Raw genomic sequence first — 26,158 nt, 5'->3', positions numbered from 1 at the left:
CGTCCGGCCCCTGAACGGAGGGACTCCCGATGACTCCGGAGGACACGACCACGACGGCCCCGCGGCCCCGCTCCCTCTGGCGGGCGGGCGCGGCTCCGATCCCCTCCGACGAGTTCGTCCCGGGCGCGCACTTCGATGACGTCGTGGTCGGCGCCGGACTCACCGGGCTGGTCACCGCGCTCCTCCTGCAGCGGACCGGCCGGCGCGTGCTGGTGCTGGAGGCGCGGGAGGTCGGCGCGGTCACGACCGGGAACACGACGGCGAAGCTCAGCCTCCTGCAGGGAGCGCACCTCTCCCGGATCGCGGAGCGCAACATCCCCGCGGTGACCGAGGCCTATGTCGCGGCGAACCTCGCGGGCTTCCGCTGGCTGCTCGACTACTGCGAGGGCGCGGGCGTGCCGGTGCAGAGGCGCACCGCCTACAGCTACGCGCAGACGCCCGAGGGCGTGGACGCCGTCCTGAAGGAGCACGCGACCGCGCGCCGCTTCGGCCTCGCGACCCGCCTCGTCGGCGAGCTCGACGTGCCGTTCCCCAGCACGGCGGCCGTCGCCCTCGACGACCAGGCCCAGTTCGACCCGATGGACGTCCTCACGGCGCTCGCCGCCGACTTCCGCGCCGCCGGGGGCACGCTGGTGCAGGGCGTCCGGGCCCTCGGGATGCGAGCGACCGCTCCCGTCCGGGTCCGCACCAGCGCGGGCCCGGTGACCGGGGACCGGGCCTACCTGCTCACGGGGGCGCCGATCCTCGACCGCGGCCTCTACTTCGCCAAGATCGCAGCGCTGCGCTCGTACGCGGTCGCGTTCCGCACCGACGCGCCGATCCCCGACGGCATGTACCTCTCGGTCGACGAGCCGTCCCGCTCGGTGCGCGACGCCGAGCGCGACGGCGAGCGGCTCCTCCTGATCGGCGGCAACGGCCACCCGGTGGGGCGCCGGCCCGTCACCTCGGAGGCGGTGGACGACCTGGTCGCCTGGACGCGGCGGTCCTTCCCGGGGGCGGAGCCGGTCGCGCAGTGGAGCGCCCAGGACTACGAGCCGTTCCACCGTGTGCCGTTCGTGGGCTGGCTGCCGCGGGGCCGCGGACGGATCTTCCTGGCGACCGGCTACGACAAGTGGGGGATGACCAACGCGGTGCAGGCCGCGATGACGCTCGTCGCCGACCTCGAGGGCAGGACGCCGGCCTGGGCGAGGACGCTGCACCGCCGGCCCACGCTGCCGCGGGTGATGGCGGAGGGGCTCGGCGCCGGGCTGGCGGTGGGCGCCTGGTACGCCCGCGGCTGGTCGGCAGCGCTCCGCGCGCCCCGCTCGGCCGGGGTGGTGCCGGCGGAGGGCCAGGGCTCGCTCGCCCGCGACGGCCTGCAGCCCGTCGCGGTCTCCACCGTGGAGGGGAGGCGCTGCGCGGTGTCGGCGGTGTGCCCGCACCTGGGCGGGATCGTCACCTGGAACGACTCGGAGCGCAGCTGGGACTGTCCGCTGCACGGCTCCCGCTTCGCAGCCGACGGGACGGTGCTGGAGGGGCCGGCGGTCGAGCCGCTCGCCCCGCTGGGCTAGGCCGGCCGCCGGCTCCGCGGAGCCGAGCCGGCGGCCGGCCCCGCAGAGCAGGCGGCTCAGTCCTCGTCCGCTCCGGGCTCCGCGACCTCGTCGCCGTCCGCGCCCGAGGCGTCGCCGGTCGTGTGCAGATCGGTGTCGCCCGGGATGCTGAAGTCGCTCAGCGGGTCCAGGGGCTTCTTGTCGTCGGTGTCGTCGCTCATGCCTGCCACCCTACGAGCGTCCGGCGAGGCGCTGCACCGCGGCGACCGGGATCGACAGCCACTCCGGCCGGTTGCGCGCCTCGTAGATCGCCTCGTAGACGGCCTTGTCGAGCTCGAACGCGTCGAGCACCGCCCGGTGCGCGGTCACCGCGTCGCCCGCTTGCTCGGCGTAGCCCTCGAGGAACGCGGCACGGCTCGCCGCCGCCCACGCCGCCCTCGAGGCGCCCGGCTCGGCCTGCTCGTGCGCACCCGCCGCGTAGTCGAAGGAGCGCAGCATCCCCGCCACGTCGCGAAGGGCCACGTCGGGAAGACGGCGCTCGTGCATGGGCCGCAGCGGCTCGCCCTCGAAGTCGAGGAGCACCCAGCCGCGATCGGGCACGGACAGGACCTGCCCGAGGTGGTAGTCGCCGTGGATGCGCTGGAGCCTCGGCCACGGCGCGGTCTCGGCGGCGCGGAACACGGCGTCGATCGCCTCCGAGTCCTCGGCGATCACGGGGACCTCTGCCGAGGCGATGCGCAGGCGACGGCGCATGGCCGCGACCATCCGCTCGACGACCTCGGACGTGGTGTCCTCGGTCGGCATGACCTCCGCCAGCTTCGCGTGCACCTCGGCGGTGGCGCGGCCCAGCTCGCGGGCGGGTCCGGTGAAGTCGGAGTCGGCGGCGACCGCCTCGAGGGCGACGCGCCACGCGTCCTGGACCCCGGGGAGGAACTCCTGCGCGAAGGCGAGGTGCCCGAAGGCGCGGCCCGTCTCCTCGCCCTCGTCGTCCCACTCGCCGGTCACGTTGCCGATCACGGGCGGGACGAGGGCGCTCCCGGCGGCGTTGAGCGCCGACTGCACCGTCACGTCCGGGTTGTCGCCGTGGTGGAGGGCGCGGAAGACCTTGACGATCACCGGGGTCGCGTCGGATCCGTCGTCGGCGGTGGTGCGGACGATCACCGAGGTGTTCGACTGCTCGCCGCTGAGCACCTTCGAGGACGCGAACGCCCCGATCGCGGCACCCGGTTGCCGGTGGCCCTCGGCGCGGGCGCCGCCCTGGGCGCCGTCCTCGTCGGAGCGGCCGCCGTCGGCGATCATCCCGAGCAGGGCGCGGGCGAACACCGGGTCGCGCGGAGCGTCGTACACGAAGTGAGCGTCGTCGGAGTAGACGAGGGCGTCCTCGAGCCCGGGCACCGGAGCCGCGTGGACGGTCACCGGCACCTGGTACAGCACCGGGCTCGTGCCTGCCCGGTCGATGAAGAGGTGGTCCACCACCTCCGCCTCTCCGGGGTGCAGCGACCAGGCGCCGCGGACCTCCAGCTCGGGGCGCCGCCCCTTGCTCGCGTACCACCTCTGGTCCGCCACCCATGCGGCGATGCGGTCGATCGACAGGCCTGCGCTCATGCTCTTCCCTCCGTCGGCACCCCGAACCCTACTGGCCGCGGACGACGGGCGGAGGGGCTTGCGGCGGGGCGCTCAGGCCAGCTCGAGCACGTCCAGCGTCCAGGCGTACTCGAACGCGATCTCGCGCCAGCGCTCGTAGCGTCCGCTCACTCCGCCGTGTCCCGCGGTCATCTCGGTGCGCAGCAGCGCGGGAGCGCCGACCTCGCGGAGCCTGGCCACCCACTTCGCCGGCTCCACGTACAGCACCCGGGTGTCGTTGAGGCTCGTCGTCGCGAGGATCCGGGGGTACTGCACGCCCTCGCGGACGTTCTCGTAGGGCGAGTACGACTTCATGTAGGCGTACACCTCGGCGTCGTGCAGCGGGTCGCCCCACTCGTCCCACTCGATCACCGTGAGCGGGAGCGACGGGTCGAGGATCGAGGTGAGCGCGTCGACGAACGGGACCTGCGCGAGGACGCCGGCGAACGCCTCCGGGGCGAGGTTCGCGACCGCGCCCATCAGCAGGCCGCCGGCCGACCCTCCCTGCGCGACCAGGCGGTCGGGAGTGGTGAAGCCCGTGTCGACCAGGTGCCGCGCCGCGGAGACGAAGTCGGTGAAGGTCGTCCGCTTCGCCAGCGTCTTCCCGTTCTCGTACCAGGAGCGGCCCATCTCCCCGCCGCCGCGGACGTGCGCGACGGCGAAGACGACGCCGCGGTCGAGCAGCGAGAGGCGCGCGATCGAGAAGCCCGGGTCGATGCTCGCCTCGTACGAGCCGTAGCCGTAGAGGAGGAGCGGCGCGGGGGCCGAGTCCGGATCGGCGGCGTCGCGGCGCCAGACGAGCGAGAGGGGCACCCGCGTGCCGTCCTCCGCCACGGCCCACTCCCTCCGCTGCACGTAGAGCGCGGGGTCGTAGTCGCCGAGCACCGGCTGCTGCTTGAGCACCGTGCGCTCGCCCGTCGCGACGTCGAGCGCGAGCACGGTCGAGGGGGTGACGAACGAGGTGTAGGCGAGGCGGAGGGAGGGCTGCTCCCACTCCGGGTTCCCCGCCAGGCCCGCGTCGTAGAGCGGCTCGTCGAAGACGATCTCCTCGAGCCGCGCTCCGGTGCCGTCCTCGCGGAGGAGCCCGAGCCGGGTGGCTCCGTCGGCGCGGTACGAGACCACGACGTGCCCGGCGAAGGCGTCGACGCCCTCGATCCGGCGGCCCTCGCGGTGCGGCACCACCACGCGGCGCTCGCGGGCCCGGGCGTCGGCGTCGCGCGACAGGTCGGCCGGCTCCTCGACGATCTCGAAATCGAGGGCGCCGTCGTTGTGCACGATCAGCAGGCGGTCGCGCCCGTCGACGACGGCGTGCTCGACCTCGTACTCCACGCCCTCGCGGCGCGGCCACACCGAGCGGAACGAGCCGGTCGGGTCGGACGCGTCCAGCAGCAGGCACTCGCTCGTGATCTTGCTGCCGATCTCGATGACGAGGAAGCGGCGGCTGCGGGTGAGGCCCACGCCGATCCAGTAGCGCTCGTCGGGCTCGGCGAAGGCGACCTCGTCCGGGGTCCCGGCGCCGACCTCGTGCCGCCAGATCGTGTCGGGGCGCCAGGACTCGTCGACGGTCGGGTAGAAGACGAAGCGCGCGTCGGCGCCGAAGGTCGCTCCGCCGCCGGTGCCCTCGATGATGTCCGGCAGGTCCTCGCCGGTCTCGAGGTCGCGGATGCGGAGGGTGTAGCGCTCGTCGCCCTCGACGTCGGTGCCGAAGAGCAGCCGTCGGCCGTCGGCCGAGACGTCGAAGCTGCCGAGCGAGAAGAAGTCGTGCCCCTCCGCCTCCGCGTTGCCGTCCAGGACGACCTGCTCGCCCTCGAGCGGACCGCCCTCGGCGATCGACGGCGGCGTCCAGTCGTCCGGCCCGCTGATCGGCGCTCGGCAGTGCACGGCGTACTGGCGGCCCTCGTAGGAGCGCGAGAAGTACCACCAGGAGCCCTCCCGGACGGGGACCGAGAGGTCGGTCTCCTTCGTCCGCGAGCGGATCTCCTCGAACAGGCGCTCGCGCAGCGGAGCGAGAGGAGCCAGCACCGCCTCGGTGTACGCGTTCTCGGCCTCGAGGTGCGCGATCACCTCGGGGCTCTCCTTCTCGCGCAGCCACTCGTAGTGGTCGACCACCACGTCGCCGTGGTGGCGGCGCTCGAGGGGGACGCGGCGGGCGACGGGCGGAACGGGCGCGGTCATCGCTCCAGCCTAGGGCGAGGGCGCCCCTGGCCGCCCCGGGGTGCCGCAGCGGCGCCGGGCGTGATCACAATGGAGCATGGCCAGCGGTGCGGAGAACGAGTCGGCGACGTCCCGGGCGGGCGGTGCGCGGAGAGTGCAGACCGAGGTCGAGCGCAAGTACGACGTCGACGCGGGCACCCGGCTGCCCGACCTGACCGGCACCGGGAGCGTCGCGAGCGTCCGCACCGAGGAGCCGGTGACCCTCCGCGCCGAGTACTTCGACACCGCCGAGCGCGCTCTGTCCCGGGCGCGGATCACGATGCGCCGCCGCGAGGGCGGATCCGACCAGGGCTGGCACGTCAAGCTGCCCGGCTCCTCCGGCCGCACCGAGATCCACGCGGAGCTCACGGCCTCGCGCACGGTCCCGTCCGCCGTCCGCGAGCCGGTGCTCGGGCAGGTGGGGCGCGCGCCGCTCGAGCCGCTGGCGCTGCTCGAGACGGTCCGCTCGATCACCCGCGCCCTCGACTCCCACGGGCGGGAGCTCGCCGAGATCGCCGACGACCTGGTGACCGCGCGCGACCAGCGCACCGGCCGCGAGCGGCGCTGGAGGGAGTGGGAGGTCGAGCTCGTCGACGTCCCTGGGGACGAGGGCGAGCGGGTCCTCGACGCGATCGAGCAGCGCCTCCTCGCCGCGGGCGCCCGCCCGGCCGCCAGCGCCTCCAAGCTCGCCCGGGCCACCGGCGGCCCGATCGAGGAGACGGTCCCGGATCCGCGGAACGGCGGGGAGGCGGCGCTCGCCGCGGTCCGCTCGCTCCTGCGAGAGCTGCGCGCCGTCGACCCGCGGGTGCGCCTCGAGGCCGACGACGCCCTGCACCGGATGCGCGTGCTCGCGCGCCGGCTCCGGTCCGTCCTCGCCGCCTCCCGCTCCGTGCTCGACCGTGCGGCGACCGACCCCGTGCGGGACGAGCTGCGGTGGCTGGGAGGGGTCCTCGGCGCGGCCCGCGACCAGGAGGTGCTCGCCGAGCGGTTCCGCACCTCCCTGGCGGCCGTCGAGGGTGCCCCGAGCACCCCCACCGCCCTGCTGGAGGAGATCGAGCACCGGCACGCCTCGGCGCTGCGCCGCGTCGACCGCACTCTGCGCGGCGGCCGCTACCTCGCGCTCCTCGCCTCGCTCGACGCCCTGCTCGCGGATCCGCCCCGCACCGCGCGGGCCGGCTCGAGCGCGACGGCGCTGGTGCGCCGCTCCGTCGCGAAGGACCTCGCGCGCATCTCCGCGGCGGGCTCCGCGGCGGCCGGCGGCTCGCTCGAGGCTCGTCACGACCTGCGGAAGGCGGCGAAGCGGCTCCGCTACACCGTGGAGGCGTGGCGGGCGGTCGTCCCCGAGGCCGTCGGCGCCCGGCGCCGCTCGCTCGCCGAGGCGGGCGAGGACCTCGCCGACGCCCTGGGGGAGGAGCGCGACGCGCTCGCCGCCCGTGCGCTGATCCTGGAGGAGGCCGATCGCAGCGGGGAGGGAGCCTTCGCGCTGGGGGTCGTCGCCGCCGAGGAGCGGCACCGCGCCAGGCGGGCCGCGAAGGCCGCGGAGAAGGCGGGGGACCGTCTGGGGTCGCTCTCGCGCTGACCGTGCGGCCCCGCGGTCGCTGTCAAGCCGACGGCCCGGTCACACGGACGAAATCCACGGCGGATAATGTGAATCATGCCTTCCGTCCGTGCTCTTCCGTCACCGCTCCTGCGCCCGCGCCACTTCGACCGCGACGACGTCGTGGTCCATGCCGGCCTGTTCTCGCTGGTGAACTCGAGTACGACGCCCCGCGCGGCCTGGACCGAGGACCTGATCGCCATCGGCGAGGTCCTCGATGCCGCCGAATTCCCCTACCGCCTCATCCGCGGCACCGACGGCTCGCCCTTCCTCGCGGTGGACCGCGTGCTCGGCGCCGAGCTGGCGACGCTGCTGGCGCGCGCCTTCGCGACCGAGCCCTTCTACGCCAAGACGGTCGACAAGCGGGGCACCCCGCCCCAGCTCCTGGCCGAGGGCGTGCTCGCGCCGTATCCGCGCGCCTCCGTCTTCAAGCTCTTCCGTCCGCGCGTCTCCTCCACGGGATCGCTGCGCTACGGCGCCCGCAGCGGCGTCCGCCTCGAGCTGTGGAAGGTGGGCGAGGAGGAGATCATCACTCCCGCCGAGAACGCGCTCATGCGCAACAGCCTCCCCGTCGCCGAAGCCATCGACGCCCACGTCGAAGCGTACGGCCGCACCTGGCCGACGTTCGAGGGCATGTTCGAGCCGCTCGTCAGCGACATCCGCTTCGAGGTGGACATCGTCTTCTCGTGGGTCGACGGCACCGACCTGGAGTTCCAGCGCGCCCGGGCGGCCCGCATGGCGAGCTACGTGGTGGGCGAGGGCGACGACGCTCCGGCGCGCTTCCGTCAGATCGACGAGCTCAAGTACGCCCTGCGCAGCGTCTACATGTACGCGCCGTGGATCCGGCACATCTACATCGTCACCGACTCCCCGCGCCCGCGCTGGCTGGACGAGCACCCGGACGTCACCCTCGTGCGCAGCGAGGACCACTTCCGCGACCTCTCGGTGCTGCCGACGCACAACTCCCACGCGGTCGAGAGCCAGCTGCACCGCATCCCGGGGCTGGCGGAGCACTTCCTCTACTCCAACGACGACATGTTCTTCGGGCGCCCGGTCGATCCGTCGATCTTCTTCTCGCCCGGGGGCATCACGAAGTTCATCGAGGCGACGACGCGCATCGGCATGGGCGACTCCAACGCCTCCCGCAGCGGCTTCGAGAACGCGGCCCGCGTCAACCGGCGCCTGCTCCGCGAGCGCTTCGGCGCGATGACGACCCGTCACCTCGAGCACGCCGCCACGCCCCTCCGCAAGACCGTGATGGCCGAGCTCGAGGCCGAGTTCGAGCCGGAGTTCACCGCGACCGCCGCGAGCCGCTTCCGCTCCGCGAGCGACGTCTCCGTCACCAACTCGCTCTACCACTACTACGCGCTGATGACCGGCCGCGCGGTCGTGCAGGAGAACGCCTCGGTGAAGTACGTCGACACGACGATGCACCAGGGGCTGAAGGACATGCGCAAGCTCCTCAAGAACCGCGGAGTCGACTTCTTCTGCCTCAACGACGGCAGCTTCCCCGAGATCTCGGCGGAGGCGCGCACCAAGGCCGTCATCGGGTTCCTCGAGGAGTACTACCCGATCCCGGCTCCGTGGGAGCGCGAGGACTGACCGTGGGCTGGGCCGTCGGGGGAGCGGTGGCCGGGCTGCTTCTCGGCCTGGCGAGCTCGCTCGTGTTCCCGGGCATCGGAGTGGGAGCGGGCGTCGGCGTGGGCGTCGCGCTGGCCGCGGCGCTGGCGTTCGCCGGATGGCTGTTCGCGCGGGACCGCGCCGGCGGGCGCTGACACCGCCGGCCGTGTCCGAGGACGCGGTCGACGCGGCGCCCGGAGGCGTCGGGGCGACCCCGACGCCCCGACGCGTCGCTACGCGCTGACGCCCACCCGCTCCACGAGCGGCGGGTAGAGCTCCTCGTCCCGGGCGACCGGGGCCGCCGTCGCCGCGGCGATCTCGACGCCGTGGTCCGCGAGGATCCGCTGCGTCTCGTTCGCCGAGACGTAGGACACCTCGGTCGAGGCGCCGATCGGCACCACCGAGTGCAGCACCGTGCCGTCGTAGACGTGGATCAGGTTGAACGCCTGGGCGCCGTTGCGGGCGCGGGTCGCTCCCACCGGCACGTTGAGGTCCTGGGTGTAGCAGGTGGCCGACGCGACCGAGACCGGGATGCCGGCGAACATCGCCGTCGACGAGTAGTGCAGGTGGCCCGCGATGATGCTGCGGACGTCGGAGCCCTCGAGCACCTCCGCGAGGGCGGGCTGGTCGCGCAGCTCCACGAGGACCGACAGGTCGAGCACGCTCGGCACCGGCGGGTGGTGCAGCGCGAGGATCGTGCCGTGCGGGGCCGGGCTGGAGAGCTCCTCCGCCAGCCAGTCGAGCTGCGCGTCCGAGATCTCGCCGTAGTGGGCGCCGGGCACGGTGGAGTCCAGCGCGATGATCCGGAGCCCGTTGACGTCGTGCACGCGGTCGACCGGCTGCGTGGTCGGGAGCTGGTCGAGCAGCCCCGAGCGGAACGCGCCGCGGTCGTCGTGGTTGCCCATCACCCAGATCACCTCGGCGCCGAGGCGTGCGGCCGCGGGCTCGACGACGGCGCGCAGCTTCGCGTACGCCTCCGGCTCGCCCTTGTCGGCGAGATCACCCGTGATGACGATGGCCTCCGGACGTCCGCCGGACGCCTCCAGCTCGTCGAACAGGAGCCGCAGCTGGGCCTCGCTGTCGACGTCGGAGCCGTACAGGCCGCCGTCTCCGGCGATGAAGTGGGTGTCGCTCAGGTGAAGGATGAAGTGGTTGGGCCGGGGGTACTCGGCCTGGCGGAGGGACATGATCCTCGGGTTCCACGATCGGCGGGAGCCGGATCACGCGACCCGGCGTCGGCACTTGCGCACTGCTCCAGCGGAGGCGACCCCGCTGCGATCAGTCCATCATCGCGGGGTGAACTCCGGGCCAACACCGGTCGGCGCGTCATCGAACGGTTCTCCCAGGTTGCCGGTCGCTGCGCGGTCCTCCCGGACCCCGGAGGACCGCCGCGATCAGAGCCGGGCGAGCAGCCGCGCGTAGAACTCGATGGCGCGCTCGAACTGGTCGGCCTCGACCGACTCGTCGACCCCGTGGATCCCGAGCTGCTGCCGCGGGCTGATCTCGAACGGGATGAAGCGGTAGACGTGGTCGCTGATGGCGTGGAAGTGCCGGGCGTCGCTGCCGCCGGTCTGCACGTAGGGGGCGACGACCGCGTCCGGGAACGACTCCTGCACGACCGCGCGGAGCAGGTCGTACGGCCCGCCGTCGCCGGGCTCGCCGGTGGGGGAGACGGGGGAGGGCTCGTGGGCGACCTTCACCTCGACCTCGACCTCCGGGTCGTCGATGACGGCGCGGATGCGCTCGACCACGCCCGCCACGGTGCCGCCCGGGTTGATCCGCACGTTCGCGGTGGCGCTGGCGCTGGAGGCGAGGACGTTCGCTCCGGTGCTGCCGCGCAGCTCGGTGATCGCGACCGTCGTCCGCAGCATCGCGGCCGAGCGGTTGGAGTGGGCGGCGAGCGCGCCGACGACGGCGTCCGGGTACTCGTGCGGGCGGGCGTACCAGACGGCGTGGGCCGCGTCCGCGTGGTCGGCCGCCGCGCGTACCAGCTGGGCGATCGGCTCCGGGAGGGTCGAGGGGAACGGGTTCTCGGTCAGGCGGTGGATCGCCCTCGCGAGCCGCTGGGTGGCGAGCAGCCCGGGCGGGGGCGGCGGAGCGGAGGCGTGGCCGCCGACGTCGCGGCAGGTCAGCTCGAGGTTCATGATCCCGCGCTCGGTGACGCCGATCACGGCGATCGGGGTGGTGACGCCGGGCAGGATGCCGCGCCGCACGTTCCCGCCCTCGTCGAGCACGAGGCGCGGGCGGACCCCGCGCGCGCCGAGCAGGGCGACGACCGAGGGGGCGCCGTCGCCCGCCGTCTCCTCGTTGTGCGTGGAGAGGAGGTACACGTCGTGCCGGGGCCGCTCGCCCCGCAGGACGGCCGCCTCGACCGCCTCGAGGAGGGCGACGAGGGAGCCCTTGTCGTCGAGGGCGCCGCGCGCCACGACGGAGGTGTGGCCGTCCGCGGCGACGACCGTCTCGGCCGCGAAAGGGTCGTGCGACCACTCCGCCGCCGTCACGCTGACCACGTCGTAGTGGGCCATCAGCACGGCCGGCTCGCCCGGCTCCTCACCGCGCCAGCGCCAGAGGAGGGAGTGGCCGGCGACTGTCTCGAAGTCCAGGGCCGCGTGCAGTGCCGGGTAGAGCTCGGCGACGAGCGTGCGGAACGCCTCGAAGCGGCTCCAATCGGTGGCCGTCTCGTCCGAGTGGGACACCGTCTCGACGCGCAGCAGGGCTTGGAAGCGCTCGAGCGCGGTCGTCGTCACCGGGCTAGCCTACGACGGCGGTGCCGGGCTCCCGGCCCCGGCGAGCGGAGGTGCGCGGTGGGGCTGCCCGAGGTCTGCGTCGTCTACGTCCTCCGCGACGGCCCGCGGGGCGCGGAGGTGCTCCTCGGCCGGAAGCGCAGGGGCCTCGGCGAGGGCCGCGTGGTCGCCCCTGGCGGCAAGCTCGAGCCCGGGGAGTCGCCCGTCGACGCGGCCGTCCGCGAGCTGGAGGAGGAGGCGGGGCTGGTCGCCCTCCCGGCCGACCTGGAGCCGCGCGGCGTGCTCGACTACTCCTTCCCCCACCGGCCGGCGTGGAGTCAGCGCTCGCACGTCTTCCTCTGCCGCCGGGTCGCCGGCGAGGTCACCGAGTCGAGCGAGCTCGCCGCCGCGTTCGTCCCGGTCGACGAGGTGCCCTTCGACCGCATGTGGGACGACGCGCGCCTGTGGCTGCCGGGCGTGCTGCGCGGGGGCGCGCCCGTGCGCCTCCGGGTCGAGTTCGGCGCCGACCTCGCGAGCGTGGCCTCGTGGGGGCCGGCCGACGCTCAGACGAACGTTCCCGCCACCAGCAGCGCCAGCAGCGAGATCACCGAGGCGATCGAGAGCGTCAGCGAGTAGGCGGTGAACGTGCCCCGCACGGTGAGGCCGAGCACGGACTTGAAGAGCCAGAACGCGTTGGCGTTGACCATCCCGAGGAAGAGCGCGCCGGAGCCGGCGGCCAGGGCGATCAGCGCCGGGTTCACGTCGAGCACGGGGATCAGCGGGGCGACGATGCCGACCGCGGTGATCGCGGCCGTCGAGACCGAGCCGATCGCCGCGTGCAGCACGGCCGCGACGACCCAGGTGAGCAGGATCGGCGAGAGGGCCCGCCCGTCGAAGGCGCCGGCGAGCGCGTCGCCGACCCCGGTTCCTCCGACCACGGCGGCGAGGCTGCCGCTGACCCCGGTCAGGACGACGATCGGGCCGCTGCGGGTCAGTGCTCCGCCCAGTGCCGTGGCCACGGCGCCCTTCGGGAGCGTCCGCAGTGCCGTCGCGTAGGCCAGCACCAAGCCGGCCAGCAGCGCGATGTGCGCGTCGCCGAGGAACCGCAGGAGGGGGACGTCGAGCTCGGCCAGCTGGGTGAGCGAGTTCGCGGCGATCAGCACGATGGTGAGGGCGATCGGAGCGACGGCCAGCGCGAGCGGCACCCGCCGCGTCGCGAGCGCCGTGCCTCCCGTGGCCGCGCCCGCCTCGGGCTCGAGAGCGGGCCCCGGGACCGCCCCGCCCTCGAGGTCGCGCTCGTCCCGCCAGCCGCCGCGCTTCACCAGGGCGCTGTACACCAGCACGGTCAGCACGATGGTGACGATGCCCAGCGGGGCGCCGATGGCGACCATCGACGGCAGGGGAGCGCCCGCGATGCCTGCCGTGGCCAGCGCGGCGGCTCCGGGGACGACGAAGACCACGCCCACGATCATCCCGACGATGGAGGAGCCGGCCAGCAGCCCGTAGCCACCGGCACCGAGCCCCCGCGAGGCCAGACGAGTCAGCGGTGCGCTCATCACGACCAGCACGTCGGAGTAGATCGAGGGGAAGGCGACGCCCAGGGTCAGCGCGTAGGCGACCGGGAGCGCGCGCCGACCGAAGCGCTTCACGAGCCAGCGGGCGAGCAGCGGGGCCACGCCCAGCGCCTCCAGGAGCGATCCGAGCAGCAGGCCGAGCGCGATCAGCAGGCCGATGTCGCCGAGGACCGCGCCGAATCCGGACGTCATCGCGGTCACCGTCCCCTCGCCGCCCTGCCCCGAGACGAGGCCGAGCCCGAGGGCCGAGACGAGGAGGGCGATCACCGGCTCGACCTTCAGCACGACGATCAGGACCACGACGGCCACGATCGTGAGCAGGATGAGGAGCACGGGCCAGTAGTCGGTCATGGGCGGTCCTTCTGTCGAGGAGCGGGAGGGCCCGGAGACCGGGTCGCCGCGAGCCGTCCAGCCCCGGCCGTGGTGCGCCGCCAGACGGACGATCGCGCGGATCCGCGGAGCCGGGAGAACGCCGCGGAGATGCGGCGCGTCAGCGGAACATACCGATCCCCGACCCTGCTCCCCGACGTCGACGACTTCCTTCGTCATGCAGCGTCGCGAACACGCGGGCCGGATGCGCACGGTGCTACTTTCACCGGGCAGACGTCCTCGGGGGGAGGACGCAGCCGCATCTCTCCTCCGTGGTCACCGGCATCCGGACGGCCTCCGCCGTCCGACCCGCCAAGCGCCCTCCGTGGGGCGCCGCCGTCAGCGGGCCACACGACAGCGACGCGATCCGGCCCCGCCCGGACGCGCCCGAGCGCAGCAGGAGCACTACCCATGACGGCACAGATCATCGACGCGACCGATCTCGACGAGCTCCGGCGCGTCGGGCAGGAGCTCCGCGAGGGCGCGACCGTCATCGCGCAGACCGACACGAACTACGGCGTGTTCGCCAGCCCCTTCTCGCGCAGCGCCTGCTTCCGCCTCTACGACATGAAGAAGCGGGACGGCGCGAAGCCGCTCACCCTCTTCGTCTCCGCGCCCCGCGACTGGGCGACCTGGGCCTTCGCCCCGGAGACGGCCGACATGGACGCGCTCGTCGCAGCGTTCTGGCCGGGGCCGCTGAACGTCATCCTGCGCCGCAAGCCCGTCGTCCCGGACTGGGTCACCTCGGGCCAGGACACGGTGTCGGTCGTGCACAACCTCAGCGCCCCGATCAACCTGCTCTCGATATTCGCGGGCCTGCCGCTCGCGGCCACCTCCGCCAACATCAGCGGCACGGTGTCGACCGGACTCGTCGACTTCGACCTCGCCGCGGAGCACCTCGGCGGCGACAGCGACTACCTGATCCGCAGCACCACCGCCCCCGACTCCACGATGAGCAGCACGATCGTCTCCCTCGTGGGCGGCGCGTCGATCGTCCGTCAGGGCGACGTGGGCGCCGACGCACTGCGCGTCGTCGTGCCCTCCCTTGTCTGACCTCGGGCGCGGGGACGCCCCGCGCGGCCGCAGCGCCGCCGGGCTGATCACGGTCTACCGGATCGTCTCGCGCGCCTACTTCCACCTGCCCGTGGTCGCGGTGTTCCTGCTGGCGCGGGGCTACCCGATCCTGGCCGTGGCGCTGCTGCTGGCGCTCTACGGAGTGGTGGCGGCGCTCGCCGACGGCCCGCTCTCGCCGCTCACACGCCGCCTGTCCTCGGCGGGCGCGCTCGTCGTCGGCGAGGGCGTGAAGGCACTGGGCCTCGTCGTGATCGTGCTGGACGCGGATCCGGTCGCCGTCGTGATCAGCCAGCTGCTCGCCGGCTGCGGCTTCTCGCTGACGGCCGGGCGGGACGCCGCGCTGGCCTCCTCGCTGCGCGCCGGAGCCGATGCTCGCCGCCAGGAGACGGGGGTGCAGAGCGGAATGTTCCTCGCCTCCTTCGGCGCGGGAGTGCTCGGGGCCGCCTCGCTCGCGCTCTGGGACCGGCTGCCGTTCCTCCTCAGCGCGCTCGTGTCGTGCGCCGCGCTGGCCGTGGTGCTCCTTGCCCGCCTGCCGCTCGGCGCGAGCGCCGCCTCGGGAGTGGCGGCGCGCGCCGTGCGGCCGGCCGTCCTGCCCGCCGCGGTGCGCTTCTGGTCCCTCTACTACTCCGTGAACCGCGCCGTCCTGCTCGCCGCTTACACCTTCGTGATCCCGCTGCTGCTGTTCCAGGAGCTGCGTCTGACGCTGCCCGCGTTCGGCCTGGTGCTCGGCCTCTACACGCTCGCCGGCCTGGCCGCCGCCCGGCTCTCGCCGCTCATCGCCGGCACGCCCCTGGTCTTCCGGCTGACGGCGCTCACCCAGGTGCTGGGCCTCGCCCTGACCACCCTCGGGGTGCTCGGCGCCGCGATCGCCGGCCTGGCCCTGCTCGGGATCGCGGGCGGCTTCGTGCGGCCCGCGACGATGATCGCCCTGGCGCCGGCGATGAACGCGCTCGAGGACGGCGCCCGGGTCGCGGTGATGCGCGGACTGGAGCGCAACCAGGGGATCCTCCAGGCCGTCCTGCTCGTCGGCGCCGGGATACTCGTCCCCCTCACGGGAGGGACCGCGCCGACCCTCATCGTCCTCGTCGTCCTCGCGGTCCTCGCGCAGACGATCGGGGCCGTCTCGATGCGACGACAGGAGAGGAGGGCCGTCACCGCGGAAGCGGAGTGACAGAGGAAGTCCGGGACGAGCCCGCCGACGGCGTCCCTCATCCACGTGCAAGGAGTGAAGCAATGCAGCCCATCTACACGTTCTCCGATTCCGACAGATCGACCCTCCAGCAGTCGCTGCTGGCGGTCGCCATCGACCCCTACAAGGACTACGACCGCTTCCGCGACGCGATCGCCGCGCTGATCGACAGCGGCGACGTCCCGCAGGGCTTCGTCGACGCGCTCGCCCGCATCCGGCGCGAGCGCGACGAGAAGATCACCTACGCGCACCTGATCTCGAACAACCCGGTCGACGACGAGATCCCCTGGCTCGACCAGGACGACGCGCTCGAGGACAAGTACCGCAAGAAGCTGACGTTCGTCGGCGAGGGCCTGCTCGAGCTGCAGTCGCAGTACCTCGGCTCGCCGCTGCTCGCGTACGCCACCCGCAACAACGGCGACTTCTTCCAGGACGTCTACGCCGACAACCGCTTCTCGAACACCCAGACGCAGAAGACCGACGGCGAGCTGTACTGGCACAACGAGCGGACCGCGCACCCGGTGCGCGCCGACTTCATCTCGCTCCTGGGACTGCGCACGCCCGAGACCGACCTCGTCTACACGAAGTACGTCGACGGCCGCGAGATCCTGCGCTTCATCTCACCCGAGAACCAGGCGCTCCTGCGCGAGGCGGTCTACATCACCCCGTTCGACGAGCTCTCGCGCGCCCAGAACAAGAACCAGATCGTGTCGGACCAGCACGCTCTGCTCGAGAACGAGCACAGCTTCCGCTACTACGACACCCGGACGGTGCCGGCCGACCCGGACGACCTGCCGCACCTGTGGGCGCTCTGGCAGTTCCGCGATGCGCTCTCGAAGGTCAGCGAGCAGTACCACCGGATCCGCGACGCGGACCTGCTGATCATCGCGAACCAGGACGGCCTGCACAGCCGTCAGCTCGTCGACGTCCAGGACCGCGACAAGACCCGCTTCCGCTGGCTGCTGAAGACGTACTCGTTCCGCGACGCGGCGACCGCGGACCGCCACTCCGACTACTGGCTCGACGGCGTCCGCGGCCGAGTCACCGACTGAGAGAGAAGGAGAACGACATGACCGATCTGACCAGGAGCACGCCCCCGCACCCGCTCGACTTCCTGCCCGCGACGGCGCCCCTGGAGGTGTCCAGCGACGACGTGACCGACGGCGAGCGGCTCGCCGAGGCCCAGGGGAGCGGCGACACCAGCCCGTCCCTGCGCTGGAGCGCCGGCCCCGAGGGCACGCAGTCGTACGCCGTGACCGTGTTCGACCCCGATGCGCCGACCCTCGGCGGCATCCACCACTGGGTCCTGGTCGACATCCCGAAGGAGGTCACCGAGCTGGCCGCCGGCTCGACGGAAGTGGGGCGCCCGGCGCTCAACGACCTCGGGTCGCTCGCCTACGCCGGTGCGGCCCCGCCGCCCGGTGACCGCCCGCACCGCTACCTCTTCACGGTGCACGCGCTCGGAGTGCCGACGCTGCCGGTCGACGAGTCGACTCCGGCCTCGCTGGTCGGCTTCCATCTGACCGTCAACACGCTCGCGCGAGGCTCGCTCACGGCCCTCGCCTGAGCCGTCCCGTCGGCGCGCGCGGCGCGGACGGGCGCGCACCGGGCACCGGAGTCGATCCGGAGCCCGGTGCGCGTCCGTTCGCGGCATCACCGCCGCGGACGACGGGAGGCGATCCGCTAGGCTTCCGCTCGGCCGGGGCCCCGCCCATGGCGTCTCTGGACACCACGAAAGGGAAAGAATGACCAGCACGACGGTGATCGAATGGCGTGAGCAGGCTCCTGCGGAAGCGGTGGACGCGCTCTACGCCCCCGGTGGACTGGTCGTCTGCGCGACCAAGGTCGGCTACATCCTGATGACGACCGACGGAGCGGGCCTCGAGCGCAAGTTCTCGGCCAAGCAGCGCAACCGCAACAAGCCGGGCGTCGTGCTCTGCTCCAGCATCGAGCAGCTCACCGAGCTCGCCGAGCTCAACGAGGAGGTCCTCGCCTTCTACCAGAAGCACTGGGACCAGGACGTCCTGCTCGGCTGCATCCTCCCGTGGAAGGCCGAGGCCGTCGACCTGATCGACGAGGACGCCCGCGAGCTGGTCCGCGACGGACGGGGCACCAGCTGCTTCGTCATCCGCTTCGGCCGCCCGGCCGAGCAGCTGGTCGCCACCATGTGGGAGCGCGACCGCACCCTCACCTTCGCCAGCTCGGCCAACCCCTCGGGCGTGGGCAACCGCGGCCGCGTCGCGAACATCGGCGAGCGGATCGAGAACGAGGCCGACGTCATCGTCTCGGCCGACTCCTACGTCTCCTCGATCCAGCCGGACAAGGACGAGGACTCCCGCCACGAGCAGGGCGTCATGGTCTCGATGGTGGACGCCTCGGGCGCCCTCATCCCCGTGCAGGGCGGCGAGCGCTCGATCACCCCGGGCCCCGTGCTGATCCGCCGCGGCCTCGACTACGAGCGCATCATGCTGAACCTCGCCGAGCAGTTCAACTCCTGGGACTACCGCCAGGGCGAGTACTACTGATCCGGTGAGGGATCGGATCGACGGCCGGGCCGGGGCGCGCCCCCGGCCCGGCCGTCGTCGTTGCACCGCCAGGACTCCAGCAGGCCGTGAGGGGTCGTCGACCCCTCGCTTCACCGGCGGCCGACGCTCGCCGGCCCCCTCGAGGACCTCGTGATCGACGTCTCCGATGGCGCGGAGCCCCGCGCGCTGCGCGTTCTCGGGTGGGCCGCAGCCGTCTCCCTCCTCCCGGTCGGCGTGACGGCGGCGCTGGCGGGACTCGGAGCGCTCGTGGAACCCGGCTTCGCCTCCCTCCTCCTCTTCCTCGCGGCGGTCGGGCTCCTTCCTGGAGCGCTCGTCTTCGTCCTCCGGTGTGCGGCGCTGGCACTTCGGCGATCGACGTCGACACCGTCGCTCGCTCCGGCCCTCGTCCTGGTTCCAGCGTGGCTGGCAGCCCTAATCGTCGTGTCGCCGTCGATAGCGCTCGTGGTCGGCGTGGCCGACGGGCAGCCGAGCGCGAGCAGTGTCCTGCAGGCGGTCGCTCCGGGCCCGGCGCTCCTCGTCGCCGTCCCGCCGAGCATCCTCGCTCTGGGCCTCTCCCTGCTGCTTCTCGCGCTCGGGCGACGGCGGCTCCGCCGGTCCGGTGAGCCACGGCACGAGGAGCGGGCGCCCGGATGGTACGAGTGATCGCGGGCGAGTCCCGCCGTCAGAGCTCCAGCACGTCGCCCGGCTCGAGGGCGTGGTACTCGCCGCCGCCCTCGCGCACCGCCCAGCCGAGCCGGTCGTGGCCGAGCGAGCGCCCCGCCTCCGAGAGCACCTGCTCGTGGGTCGCGAAGGCGTGCCGCGGGGCGAGCTCGAGCACGTAGTCCATCGCCTCGGCGATCTTCATCCACGGTGCTCCCGAGGGAGCAGCGAGGATCTCGACATCGAGGCCCTCCGGCACTGTGAACGAGTCGCCGGCGTAGTAGACCCGGCCGTTCACCAGGACGCCCACGTTGTCGATCACGGGGATGCTGCGGTGGATCACCGCGTGACGGGAGCCGAAGAAGCGCAGCTCGAACGGGCCCACCGTCACGACATCGCCGTCGGCGACCGTCTCGACGTCGAAGCCCTCGGCGGCGGCGGCGACCCCGGCCGGGCCGAGGATCCGCAGCGACGGGGCCGCGTCGCGCAGGCGCTGCAGCTGCTCCGGGGTCCAGTGGTCGGCGTGCTCGTGGGTGAGCACCACGGCGACGGTGTCGGCCGTCCCCTCGACGGGCCGGGTGAAGGACCCCGGATCGATCACCAGCCGGGCGCCGTCCTCCTCGATCAGGACGGCGGCGTGCTCGAGTTTCGTCAGTCTCATGCCCCGAGCCAACCGCCTCGGCAGGCGGCGGGCAAGGCCCCGGCCGAGCGGAGACCGGGTGGGCCGGGCGCTCGATTTGCATCGATGCGGATCCGTGTGCAACACTCTTCGAGTTGCAAAAACGCGGCCCCATCGTTTAGCGGCCTAGGACGTCGCCCTCTCACGGCGGTAACGCGGGTTCAAATCCCGCTGGGGTCACCACGGCAACACGAGAAGAACCCCCGGTCTGACCGGGGGTTCTTCTCGTTTAACACCCGGGTGCTCGCGACGCGGCACCCGCTCGACGCATCGCGCCGATCGCCTCGTTCCCGCTCCGCCTCCCCGGGGCCGCATCCCGCCGGATCGGCGCTAGGATCGCATCCGCGAAGGGGAGTATCCCGCCTTTCCGCTCCCGTCAGTACGCACCGCCCCTGCGCGGTGCCGGGGGCGGGACGGGTGACGCGGACCGGCACGGCCGTCCGCTCCCCGGGGAGAGACTTTCGGCCCCCACCCACTCGGAAGGCCCTCATGCTCGATCTGCCCGTCTGGTTCGTGATCGGCTCGTTCGTCGTCCTGAGCCTGATCCTCGCCGCCGACCTGCTGCTGGTCTACAAACGCCCGCACGTGCCGAGCCTGAAGGAGTCCGGCCTCTGGGTCGGCTTCTACGTCACGCTCGCGCTGATCTTCGCGCTGGCGATGCTGATCCTCGGCGGCGGCGAGCTCGCGGGCCAGTTCGTCGCGGGCTGGCTGACCGAGTACAGCCTCTCGATCGACAACCTGTTCGTCTTCGTCATCATCATGGGCCGCTTCGCGGTGCCGGCGAAGCTGCAGCAGGAGGTGCTGATGGTGGGCATCATCATCGCGCTGGTCTTCCGCGGGATCTTCATCCTCCTCGGCGCGCAGCTCATCGAGAGCTTCAGCTGGATCTTCTACCTGTTCGGCGCGTTCCTGGTCTACACGGCGTGGAACCAGGCGTTCGGCAAGGAGGACGAGGACGAGGGCACGGACAACCTGCTCATCCGCCTCCTGCGCAAGCGCGTGAGGATCTCGGACGAGTTCGACGGCTCGAAGATCCGCACGGTCAAGAACGGCACGACGTTCTTCACCCCGATGCTGATCGTCTTCCTGGCGATCGGCTCGACCGACCTGCTCTTCGCGCTCGACTCGATCCCCGCGATCTTCGGCATCACGGAGAGCCCGTTCATCGTCTTCACCGCGAACATCTTCGCCCTGATGGGGCTCCGCCAGCTCTACTTCCTGCTCGGCGGCCTCATCGACAAGCTCGAGTACCTCAAGTACGGCATCGCGTTCATCCTCGCCTTCATCGGTGTGAAGCTCGTCCTGCACGCCCTGCACGAGAACGACCTGCCCTTCATCAACGGCGGCGATCCCGTGCCGGTGTGGGACATCGACACGATCACCTCGCTGGTGGTCATCGTCCTGAGCATGACCGTCGCGACGCTCGCGAGCCTGGCGAAGATGCGCCGCGAGCACCGCCACATCGAGATGCACGACGGGCACCCCGAGGTCGTCTCGGACGACGCCCGCTCGGCCGCCGAGGAGAAGTGACCCCGCGATGACGACCACCACCGTCGACCTGCCCCAGGGGGCGCTGCGGCTCGCCGTCAGCAGCAGCACCGACGTCGGAGCCGTCCGCCGGGTCAACGAGGACTCCCTCCTCGCCGACGAGCTGCTGCTCGCGGTCGCCGACGGGATGGGCGGGCACGCCCGCGGCGACCTCGCGAGCGCCGCGGCGGTCGGGGCTCTGCACGAGAACCGGCCGACGGCCCTCGGACCTGTCGACGCGGTGTTCGACCTGGTCGAGGGCGCCAACACGGCGGTGCGCGCGCTGGACGTGGGCGGTGCGCTCTGCGGCACGACGCTCACGGGGCTGATGCTCGTCCTGCCCGAGCCCTCCGGGCCCGCCCGCTGGGCTCTCTTCAACGTCGGCGACTCCCGCGTCTACCGCTGGGACGGGACGGAGCTCGAGCAGCTGACCGTCGACCACTCGGCCGTGCAGGAGCTCGTCTCGGCGGGCCTGCTCACGCGGGAGTCCGCCGAGTCGCACCCGGACCGCAACATCGTCACCCGCGCCCTCGGCGCCGACGAGGAGGTCGAGACGGACGTCTGGACGCTGCCCGTCGTGCCGCGCGCCAGCTACCTGCTCTGCTCCGACGGGCTGACGAAGGAGCTCTCCGACCAGCGGATCGCCGCCCTGTTCGCCCGCCGCGACTCCGGCGACCCTGCCGACCTCGCTCAGGCGCTCGTGCGTGCGGCGGTCGAGGCCGGCGGACGGGACAACGTCACCGTCGTCGTCGTCGACGCCGTGCTCGACGCCCGCGCCTGAGCCGGGCGACTCCGTGCCGCGCCCGCCCGGGAGGCGGGGGAGCGCGGTGCTATTCTCGGTCCATGCTGAGTGGCCCGCACCTCCTTCCGTGCCGCGACGAGACCTCGAACTGACGGCCTCCCTCGTCGCGGTGCCTCGCCCGGCCGAGCAGCGACTCCAGGAGGAGAAGGAACCGTCATGATCGAGACCACACCCGGCACAGCCGCGCCCGCGTCGAGTGGAGCAGGGACCGGCAGGAGAGCCGAGAAGCCGCGCACCCTCGCCGAGAAGGTCTGGGACGACCACGTCGTCGTCGCGGGCGAGAACGGCGCTCCCGACCTGCTCTACATCGACCTGCACCTGCTGCACGAGGTGACCAGCCCGCAGCCGTTCGACGGCCTGCGTGCCGCGGGGCGCCCGCTGCGCCGGCCGGACCTCACCATCGCCACCGAGGACCACAACACGCCGACCCTCGAGATCGGACGCCCCATCGAGGATCCGATCAGCCGCACCCAGATCGACGCGCTGCGCCGCAACGCCGGCGAGTTCGGCGTCCGCCTGCACTCCCTGGGCGACGTCGAGCAGGGCATCGTGCATGTCGTCGGCCCCCAGTTGGGCCTGACGATGCCCGGCGTCACGGTGGTCTGCGGCGACTCGCACACCTCCACGCACGGCGCGTTCGGCGCGATCGCCTTCGGCATCGGCACGAGCGAGGTCGAGCACGTGATGGCGACGCAGACGCTGCCGCTGCAACCCTTCAAGACGATGGCGATCACGGTCGAGGGCACGCTGAAGGAGGGGGTGACGGCCAAGGACATCATCCTCGCGGTCATCGCCCGCATCGGCACCGGCGGCGGCCAGGGCTACATCCTCGAGTACCGCGGCTCCGCGATCCGCGCGCTCTCGATGGAGGGCCGGATGACGATCTGCAACATGTCGATCGAGGCGGGTGCGCGGGCCGGCATGGTCGCGCCGGACGAGACGACCTTCGCCTACCTGCACGGCCGCCCGCACGCTCCGGCGGGCGAGGACTGGGACGCCGCGGTCGCCTACTGGCGGACGCTGCCGAGCGACGAGGGCGCCGTGTTCGACGCCGAGGTCGTGATCGACGCCGACGCGCTCGAGCCGTTCGTCACCTGGGGCACGAACCCCGGCCAGGGCGTCTCGCTCTCGCAGGCGGTACCGGACCCTGACGTCCTCGACGATCCGAACGAGCGCGCCAGCGCTCTGCGAGCGCTGGAGTACATGGCGCTGGAGCCCGGCACGCCGATGAAGGAGATCCCGGTCGACGTGGTCTTCATGGGCTCCTGCACCAACTCGCGGATCGAGGACCTGCGGGCCTTCGCTGCCGTCGTCGAGGGGCGCACCAAGGCCCCCGGCGTCCGCGTGATGGTCGTCCCCGGCTCCGCCCGGGTGCGGCTCGAGGCCGAGGCCGAGGGGATCGACCGGATCGTCACCGCGTTCGGCGCGGAGTGGCGCTTCGCCGGCTGCTCGATGTGCCTCGGGATGAACACCGACCAGCTCGTCCTGGGGGAGCGCGTGGCCTCCACGTCCAACCGCAACTTCGAGGGTCGTCAGGGCAAGGGGGCGAAGACCCACCTCGTCTCGCCCCTCGTCGCCGCGGCCACGGCCGTGCGCGGCACCCTCTCCAGTCCCTCCGATCTGGAGCCGGTCCGCGAGAGAGCAGGAGTCTGAGCGTGCAGAAGTTCGAGACCGTCACCGCGATCGCCGCGCCCCTGAAGCGCGCCAACGTCGACACCGACCAGATCCTCCCCGGCATCTACCTCCGCCGCATCACGAAGACCGGCTTCGAGGACGCGCTCTTCCACGGCTGGCGGCAGGACGCGGACTTCGTCCTCAACCAGGAGCGCTACCGCGGCGCCGGCATCCTCGTCGCCGGCCCCGACTTCGCCATCGGCTCCAGCCGCGAGCACGCCGTCTGGGCGCTGCGCGACTTCGGCTTCCGGGTCGTCATCTCCCCCCGCTTCGGCGACATCTTCCGGGGCAACGCCGGCAAGCAGGGACTGCTCGCGGCCGTCGTCTCGGAGCCCGACGTCGAGCGGCTGTGGGAGATCATCGAGGGCACCCCGGGAATAGAACCGACGGTGGATCTGGTTGCGCGTACGGTCACCGCCGGTGGCGAGACCTTCGACTTCGAGATCGACGACTACACTCGATGGCGCCTGATCGAGGGCCTGGACGACATCGGCCTGACCCTGCGCGACGAAGCGCTCATTTCCGAATTCGAGACCCGCCGCGAGAGCTGGCGGCCCAAGACATTGCCGGTGAAATAGCGTGAACACACTTCTTCAGGACGCCAAGGCCCTGCAGGACGCAAAGGCGTCGGGAGCACGGGTGGGAATGACGACCGAGCGGATCACCATCAACGGCGGGCGACCGCTGGTGGGCCGGATCGAGCTCAAGGGGGCCAAGAACCTGGTCACCAAGGCGATGGTCGCGGCGCTGCTCGGCGAGACCGCCTCCACCCTCCGCGACGTGCCCGACATCAGCGACGTCCGCGTCGTGAAGGGCCTGCTCGAAGTCCACGGCGTCAAGGTGAAGCAGGGCGCCGAGGTGGGCGAGCTGATCCTCGACCCCTCCAACGTCGAGTCCGCGCACTTCGCCGACATCGACGCGCACGCCGGCTCCAGCCGCATCCCGATCCTCTTCTGCGGCCCGCTGCTGCACCGCCTGGGCGAGGCGTTCATCCCCGACCTCGGCGGCTGCCGCATCGGCGACCGCCCGATCGACTACCACCTCGAGGTCCTCCGCAACTTCGGCGCGGTGATCGAGAAGCTGCCCTCCGGCATCCGGATGTCGGCCCCCGAGGGCCTGCACGGCGCCAAGGTGTCGCTGCCCTACCCGAGCGTCGGAGCGACCGAGCAGGTCCTCCTGACCGCGGTGCGCGCCTCCGGCATCACCGAGCTCTCGGGCGCGGCGATCGAGCCCGAGATCATGGACCTGATCAACATCCTGCAGAAGATGGGCGCCATCATCTCGGTCGACACCGACCGGGTGATCCGCATCGAGGGCGTGGACCGGCTCACCGGCTACTCCCACCGCGCGCTCTTCGACCGCAACGAGGCGGCCTCCTGGGCGGCCGCGGCCCTCGCGACCGACGGCGACATCTTCGTCGGCGGCGCCCGCCAGCAGGAGATGACCACCTTCCTCAACGTCTTCCGCAAGGTCGGCGGCGCGTTCGAGATCGCCGAGGACGGCATCCGCTTCTACCACCCGGGCGGCGAGCTCAAGCCGGTCATCATCGAGACCGACGTGCACCCCGGCTTCATGACGGACTGGCAGCAGCCGCTGGTCGTGGCGCTCACGAAGGCCAAGGGCGTCTCGATCGTGCACGAGACCGTCTACGAGCAGCGCTTCGGCTTCGTCGACGCGCTCGTCGAGATGGGCGCGACCATCCAGATCCACCGCGAGTGCCTCGGCGGGCAGGCCTGCCGCTTCGGGCAGCGCAACTTCATGCACTCGGCCGTGATCTCGGGACCCTCGAAGCTGCACGGCGCCGACATCGTCGTGCCGGATCTGCGCGGCGGCTTCTCGCACCTGATCGCGGCGCTCTCGGCCGAGGGCACCTCGACGGTCTCGAACGTCGGCATCATCAGCCGCGGCTACGAGAACTTCCTCACCAAGCTCGAGCTGCTGGGCGCCGACTTCTCGCTCGACGCGTAGCCGCCCACCGGGACCTCGGTGCCGCGGAGGACGACCGTCCTCAGCGGCCCGGGGTCCTGTCGCGCCCGGGCGCGCCCCACGCGGGCGGTTCCGCGTCCTCCTCCAGGCGTCCCCGGATCCGCTTCTCGAGGAGCGCGAGCGTCGTCTCCGGCGCGGGCCGCAGGCCCAGCGGTCCGGGCGACTCGACCAGGACCAGCGTCAGGCGTCCGCGCCGCGTGCCGGCCAGGACGACCTCGAGGGCCTCGCGCGGACGCAGGCCCACCAGCACCCACCGCCGCTCCAGCCGCGCGATCCGCGCCCAGGGCACGACGACGCCCCAGTCGCCGAAGGAGACGGTCAGTCCCCGGCGGCGCGGCACGACCACCGCGTAGGGCCGCAGCGTCGGCAGCGGGAACCGCGGCTCGATACGACGGAGGCCCGCCCCGAGCCGGCCGCGTCCGAGGACCGCGACGCCGCCGGTCGCCTCCGCCTCGACGTGGGCGAGCGGTGCCACCGCCACGCGCCAGAGGGCGTCGACCCCGCCGATCACGAGGGTGACGGCCGCCGAGCCGCCGACGAGGACCGCGAGCGTCAGCAGGAGGCCGTCGCCGAGCGCAGCCGCGTCGCGTCCGGCCTGCGTGGCGAGCAGCACGACTCCCCACACGATCAGGAGCACCAGGCCGGATAGCGCGATCGGCGAGTCGGCGAGTCGGCCGAGCGCTCGGCCGACGGCGTCCCACGGCGACGGGCGGCGACGCGGACGGGGCGTGCCGGTACCGTACCCGGCGGCCGGGCCGCTCCTCCCACCGCGGGGCCCCGCTGCTCCCGGGCGTGGGGACGCGGCCCCTCCGAT

The 26,158-nt window shown here is 72.7% G+C and carries 24 protein-coding genes and 1 tRNA gene; 17 read left to right on the top strand and 8 right to left on the bottom strand.

Annotated features, from left to right (window positions below; translation table 11 throughout):
- Positions 1–29: 29 nt before the first annotated feature.
- Positions 30–1,550, top strand: coding sequence for an FAD-dependent oxidoreductase (locus C5B92_RS00375; protein WP_104255111.1), 1,521 nt, complete (start codon positions 30–32; stop codon positions 1,548–1,550).
- Between the two features lie 56 nt (positions 1,551–1,606).
- Here C5B92_RS00375 and C5B92_RS17110 read toward each other — a convergent pair whose 3' ends face one another.
- From C5B92_RS17110 to C5B92_RS00365, 3 genes are all read right to left on the bottom strand, one after another.
- Positions 1,607–1,750: a hypothetical protein gene (locus tag C5B92_RS17110; RefSeq protein WP_159914626.1), complete on the bottom strand. Its 144-nt coding sequence runs from the start codon at positions 1,748–1,750 to the stop codon at positions 1,607–1,609.
- A gap of 10 nt (positions 1,751–1,760) precedes the next feature.
- Positions 1,761–3,134 carry a phosphotransferase gene (locus C5B92_RS00370; RefSeq protein ID WP_104255112.1) on the bottom strand — a complete coding sequence of 458 codons (1,374 nt, stop codon included), beginning with the start codon at positions 3,132–3,134 and terminating at the stop codon, positions 1,761–1,763.
- A gap of 72 nt (positions 3,135–3,206) precedes the next feature.
- Positions 3,207–5,327 carry a S9 family peptidase gene (locus C5B92_RS00365; RefSeq protein ID WP_104255113.1) on the bottom strand — a complete coding sequence of 707 codons (2,121 nt, stop codon included), beginning with the start codon at positions 5,325–5,327 and terminating at the stop codon, positions 3,207–3,209.
- 76 nt (positions 5,328–5,403) lie between these two features.
- On the opposite strand from C5B92_RS00365, the gene C5B92_RS00360 reads away from it, so the two are divergent.
- The 3 genes from C5B92_RS00360 (at position 5,404) to C5B92_RS17105 (ending at position 8,717) form a co-directional block, all read left to right on the top strand.
- Positions 5,404–6,924, top strand: a complete 1,521-nt coding sequence (locus C5B92_RS00360; protein ID WP_104255114.1) for a CYTH and CHAD domain-containing protein — start codon at positions 5,404–5,406, stop codon at positions 6,922–6,924.
- A gap of 75 nt (positions 6,925–6,999) precedes the next feature.
- Complete coding sequence (locus tag C5B92_RS00355) at positions 7,000–8,544, top strand: stealth family protein (protein WP_104233778.1); 1,545 nt, start codon at positions 7,000–7,002, stop codon at positions 8,542–8,544.
- Between the two features lie 2 nt (positions 8,545–8,546).
- Complete coding sequence (locus tag C5B92_RS17105) at positions 8,547–8,717, top strand: hypothetical protein (protein WP_159939285.1); 171 nt, start codon at positions 8,547–8,549, stop codon at positions 8,715–8,717.
- A gap of 78 nt (positions 8,718–8,795) precedes the next feature.
- Here the strand turns inward: C5B92_RS17105 and C5B92_RS00350 are convergent, their stop codons facing one another.
- On the bottom strand, positions 8,796–9,749 hold the full coding sequence (locus C5B92_RS00350) for a phosphodiesterase (RefSeq protein ID WP_104249612.1): 954 nt from the start codon (positions 9,747–9,749) through the stop codon (positions 8,796–8,798).
- A 207-nt stretch (positions 9,750–9,956) separates the two neighbouring features.
- A complete protein-coding gene (locus C5B92_RS00345) occupies positions 9,957–11,309 on the bottom strand; it encodes a M20/M25/M40 family metallo-hydrolase (RefSeq protein WP_104274271.1) in 1,353 nt (450 codons plus the stop codon).
- 57 nt (positions 11,310–11,366) lie between these two features.
- Here C5B92_RS00345 and C5B92_RS00340 point away from each other — a divergent pair, with 57 nt between their 5' ends.
- Positions 11,367–11,921, top strand: coding sequence for an 8-oxo-dGTP diphosphatase (locus tag C5B92_RS00340; protein ID WP_181028703.1), 555 nt, complete (start codon positions 11,367–11,369; stop codon positions 11,919–11,921).
- On the opposite strand, the gene C5B92_RS00335 is transcribed toward C5B92_RS00340, so the two are convergent.
- Positions 11,849–13,210: a GntP family permease gene (locus tag C5B92_RS00335; protein ID WP_181028702.1), complete on the bottom strand. Its 1,362-nt coding sequence runs from the start codon at positions 13,208–13,210 to the stop codon at positions 11,849–11,851. The genes C5B92_RS00340 and C5B92_RS00335 overlap by 73 nt on opposite strands.
- A gap of 429 nt (positions 13,211–13,639) precedes the next feature.
- On the opposite strand from C5B92_RS00335, the gene C5B92_RS00330 reads away from it, so the two are divergent.
- The 6 genes from C5B92_RS00330 to C5B92_RS00305 all read left to right on the top strand — a co-directional run bounded on the left by C5B92_RS00330 (position 13,640) and on the right by C5B92_RS00305 (position 18,679).
- Positions 13,640–14,281 carry an L-threonylcarbamoyladenylate synthase gene (locus C5B92_RS00330; protein WP_104225616.1) on the top strand — a complete coding sequence of 214 codons (642 nt, stop codon included), beginning with the start codon at positions 13,640–13,642 and terminating at the stop codon, positions 14,279–14,281.
- Complete coding sequence (locus tag C5B92_RS00325) at positions 14,274–15,473, top strand: hypothetical protein (RefSeq protein WP_104255119.1); 1,200 nt, start codon at positions 14,274–14,276, stop codon at positions 15,471–15,473. Before C5B92_RS00330 ends, C5B92_RS00325 begins: the two co-directional genes overlap by 8 nt.
- Before the next feature lie 62 nt (positions 15,474–15,535).
- Positions 15,536–16,543 (top strand): TauD/TfdA family dioxygenase, encoded by a 1,008-nt coding sequence (locus C5B92_RS00320; RefSeq protein ID WP_104223082.1) that lies wholly within the window; start codon positions 15,536–15,538, stop codon positions 16,541–16,543.
- 17 nt (positions 16,544–16,560) lie between these two features.
- Positions 16,561–17,058, top strand: a complete 498-nt coding sequence (locus C5B92_RS00315; RefSeq protein ID WP_104223083.1) for a YbhB/YbcL family Raf kinase inhibitor-like protein — start codon at positions 16,561–16,563, stop codon at positions 17,056–17,058.
- Between the two features lie 178 nt (positions 17,059–17,236).
- Positions 17,237–18,016 carry an L-threonylcarbamoyladenylate synthase gene (locus tag C5B92_RS00310; protein WP_104223084.1) on the top strand — a complete coding sequence of 260 codons (780 nt, stop codon included), beginning with the start codon at positions 17,237–17,239 and terminating at the stop codon, positions 18,014–18,016.
- A gap of 150 nt (positions 18,017–18,166) precedes the next feature.
- A complete protein-coding gene (locus tag C5B92_RS00305; RefSeq protein ID WP_104255120.1) occupies positions 18,167–18,679 on the top strand; it encodes a hypothetical protein in 513 nt (170 codons plus the stop codon).
- A 19-nt stretch (positions 18,680–18,698) separates the two neighbouring features.
- Here the strand turns inward: C5B92_RS00305 and C5B92_RS00300 are convergent, their stop codons facing one another.
- Complete coding sequence (locus C5B92_RS00300) at positions 18,699–19,337, bottom strand: MBL fold metallo-hydrolase (protein WP_104255121.1); 639 nt, start codon at positions 19,335–19,337, stop codon at positions 18,699–18,701.
- A gap of 125 nt (positions 19,338–19,462) precedes the next feature.
- On the opposite strand from C5B92_RS00300, the gene C5B92_RS00295 reads away from it, so the two are divergent.
- From C5B92_RS00295 to murA, 6 genes are all read left to right on the top strand, one after another.
- Positions 19,463–19,538: transfer RNA gene (locus tag C5B92_RS00295), tRNA-Glu, on the top strand.
- A gap of 306 nt (positions 19,539–19,844) precedes the next feature.
- Positions 19,845–20,885 (top strand): TerC family protein, encoded by a 1,041-nt coding sequence (locus tag C5B92_RS00290; RefSeq protein WP_104255122.1) that lies wholly within the window; start codon positions 19,845–19,847, stop codon positions 20,883–20,885.
- 7 nt (positions 20,886–20,892) lie between these two features.
- Positions 20,893–21,663 (top strand): PP2C family serine/threonine-protein phosphatase, encoded by a 771-nt coding sequence (locus tag C5B92_RS00285; protein WP_104255123.1) that lies wholly within the window; start codon positions 20,893–20,895, stop codon positions 21,661–21,663.
- Positions 21,664–21,840: 177 nt separating this feature from the next.
- Positions 21,841–23,337: a 3-isopropylmalate dehydratase large subunit gene (gene leuC / locus C5B92_RS00280; RefSeq protein ID WP_104223088.1), complete on the top strand. Its 1,497-nt coding sequence runs from the start codon at positions 21,841–21,843 to the stop codon at positions 23,335–23,337.
- 2 nt (positions 23,338–23,339) lie between these two features.
- Complete coding sequence (leuD, locus tag C5B92_RS00275) at positions 23,340–23,936, top strand: 3-isopropylmalate dehydratase small subunit (RefSeq protein ID WP_104223089.1); 597 nt, start codon at positions 23,340–23,342, stop codon at positions 23,934–23,936.
- A gap of 67 nt (positions 23,937–24,003) precedes the next feature.
- Complete coding sequence (murA, locus tag C5B92_RS00270; RefSeq protein ID WP_181027099.1) at positions 24,004–25,326, top strand: UDP-N-acetylglucosamine 1-carboxyvinyltransferase; 1,323 nt, start codon at positions 24,004–24,006, stop codon at positions 25,324–25,326.
- Between the two features lie 40 nt (positions 25,327–25,366).
- Here murA and C5B92_RS00265 read toward each other — a convergent pair whose 3' ends face one another.
- Positions 25,367–25,981: a hypothetical protein gene (locus C5B92_RS00265; protein WP_104327302.1), complete on the bottom strand. Its 615-nt coding sequence runs from the start codon at positions 25,979–25,981 to the stop codon at positions 25,367–25,369.
- Positions 25,982–26,158 lie beyond the last annotated feature (177 nt).

It is taken from the genome of Rathayibacter sp. AY1A4 (genome assembly GCF_002930955.1).
Lineage (GTDB): Bacteria > Actinomycetota > Actinomycetes > Actinomycetales > Microbacteriaceae > Rathayibacter.
The sequence above is the reverse complement of the archived record's forward strand: the minus strand, read 5'-3'. Positions and strand labels throughout refer to the sequence as shown.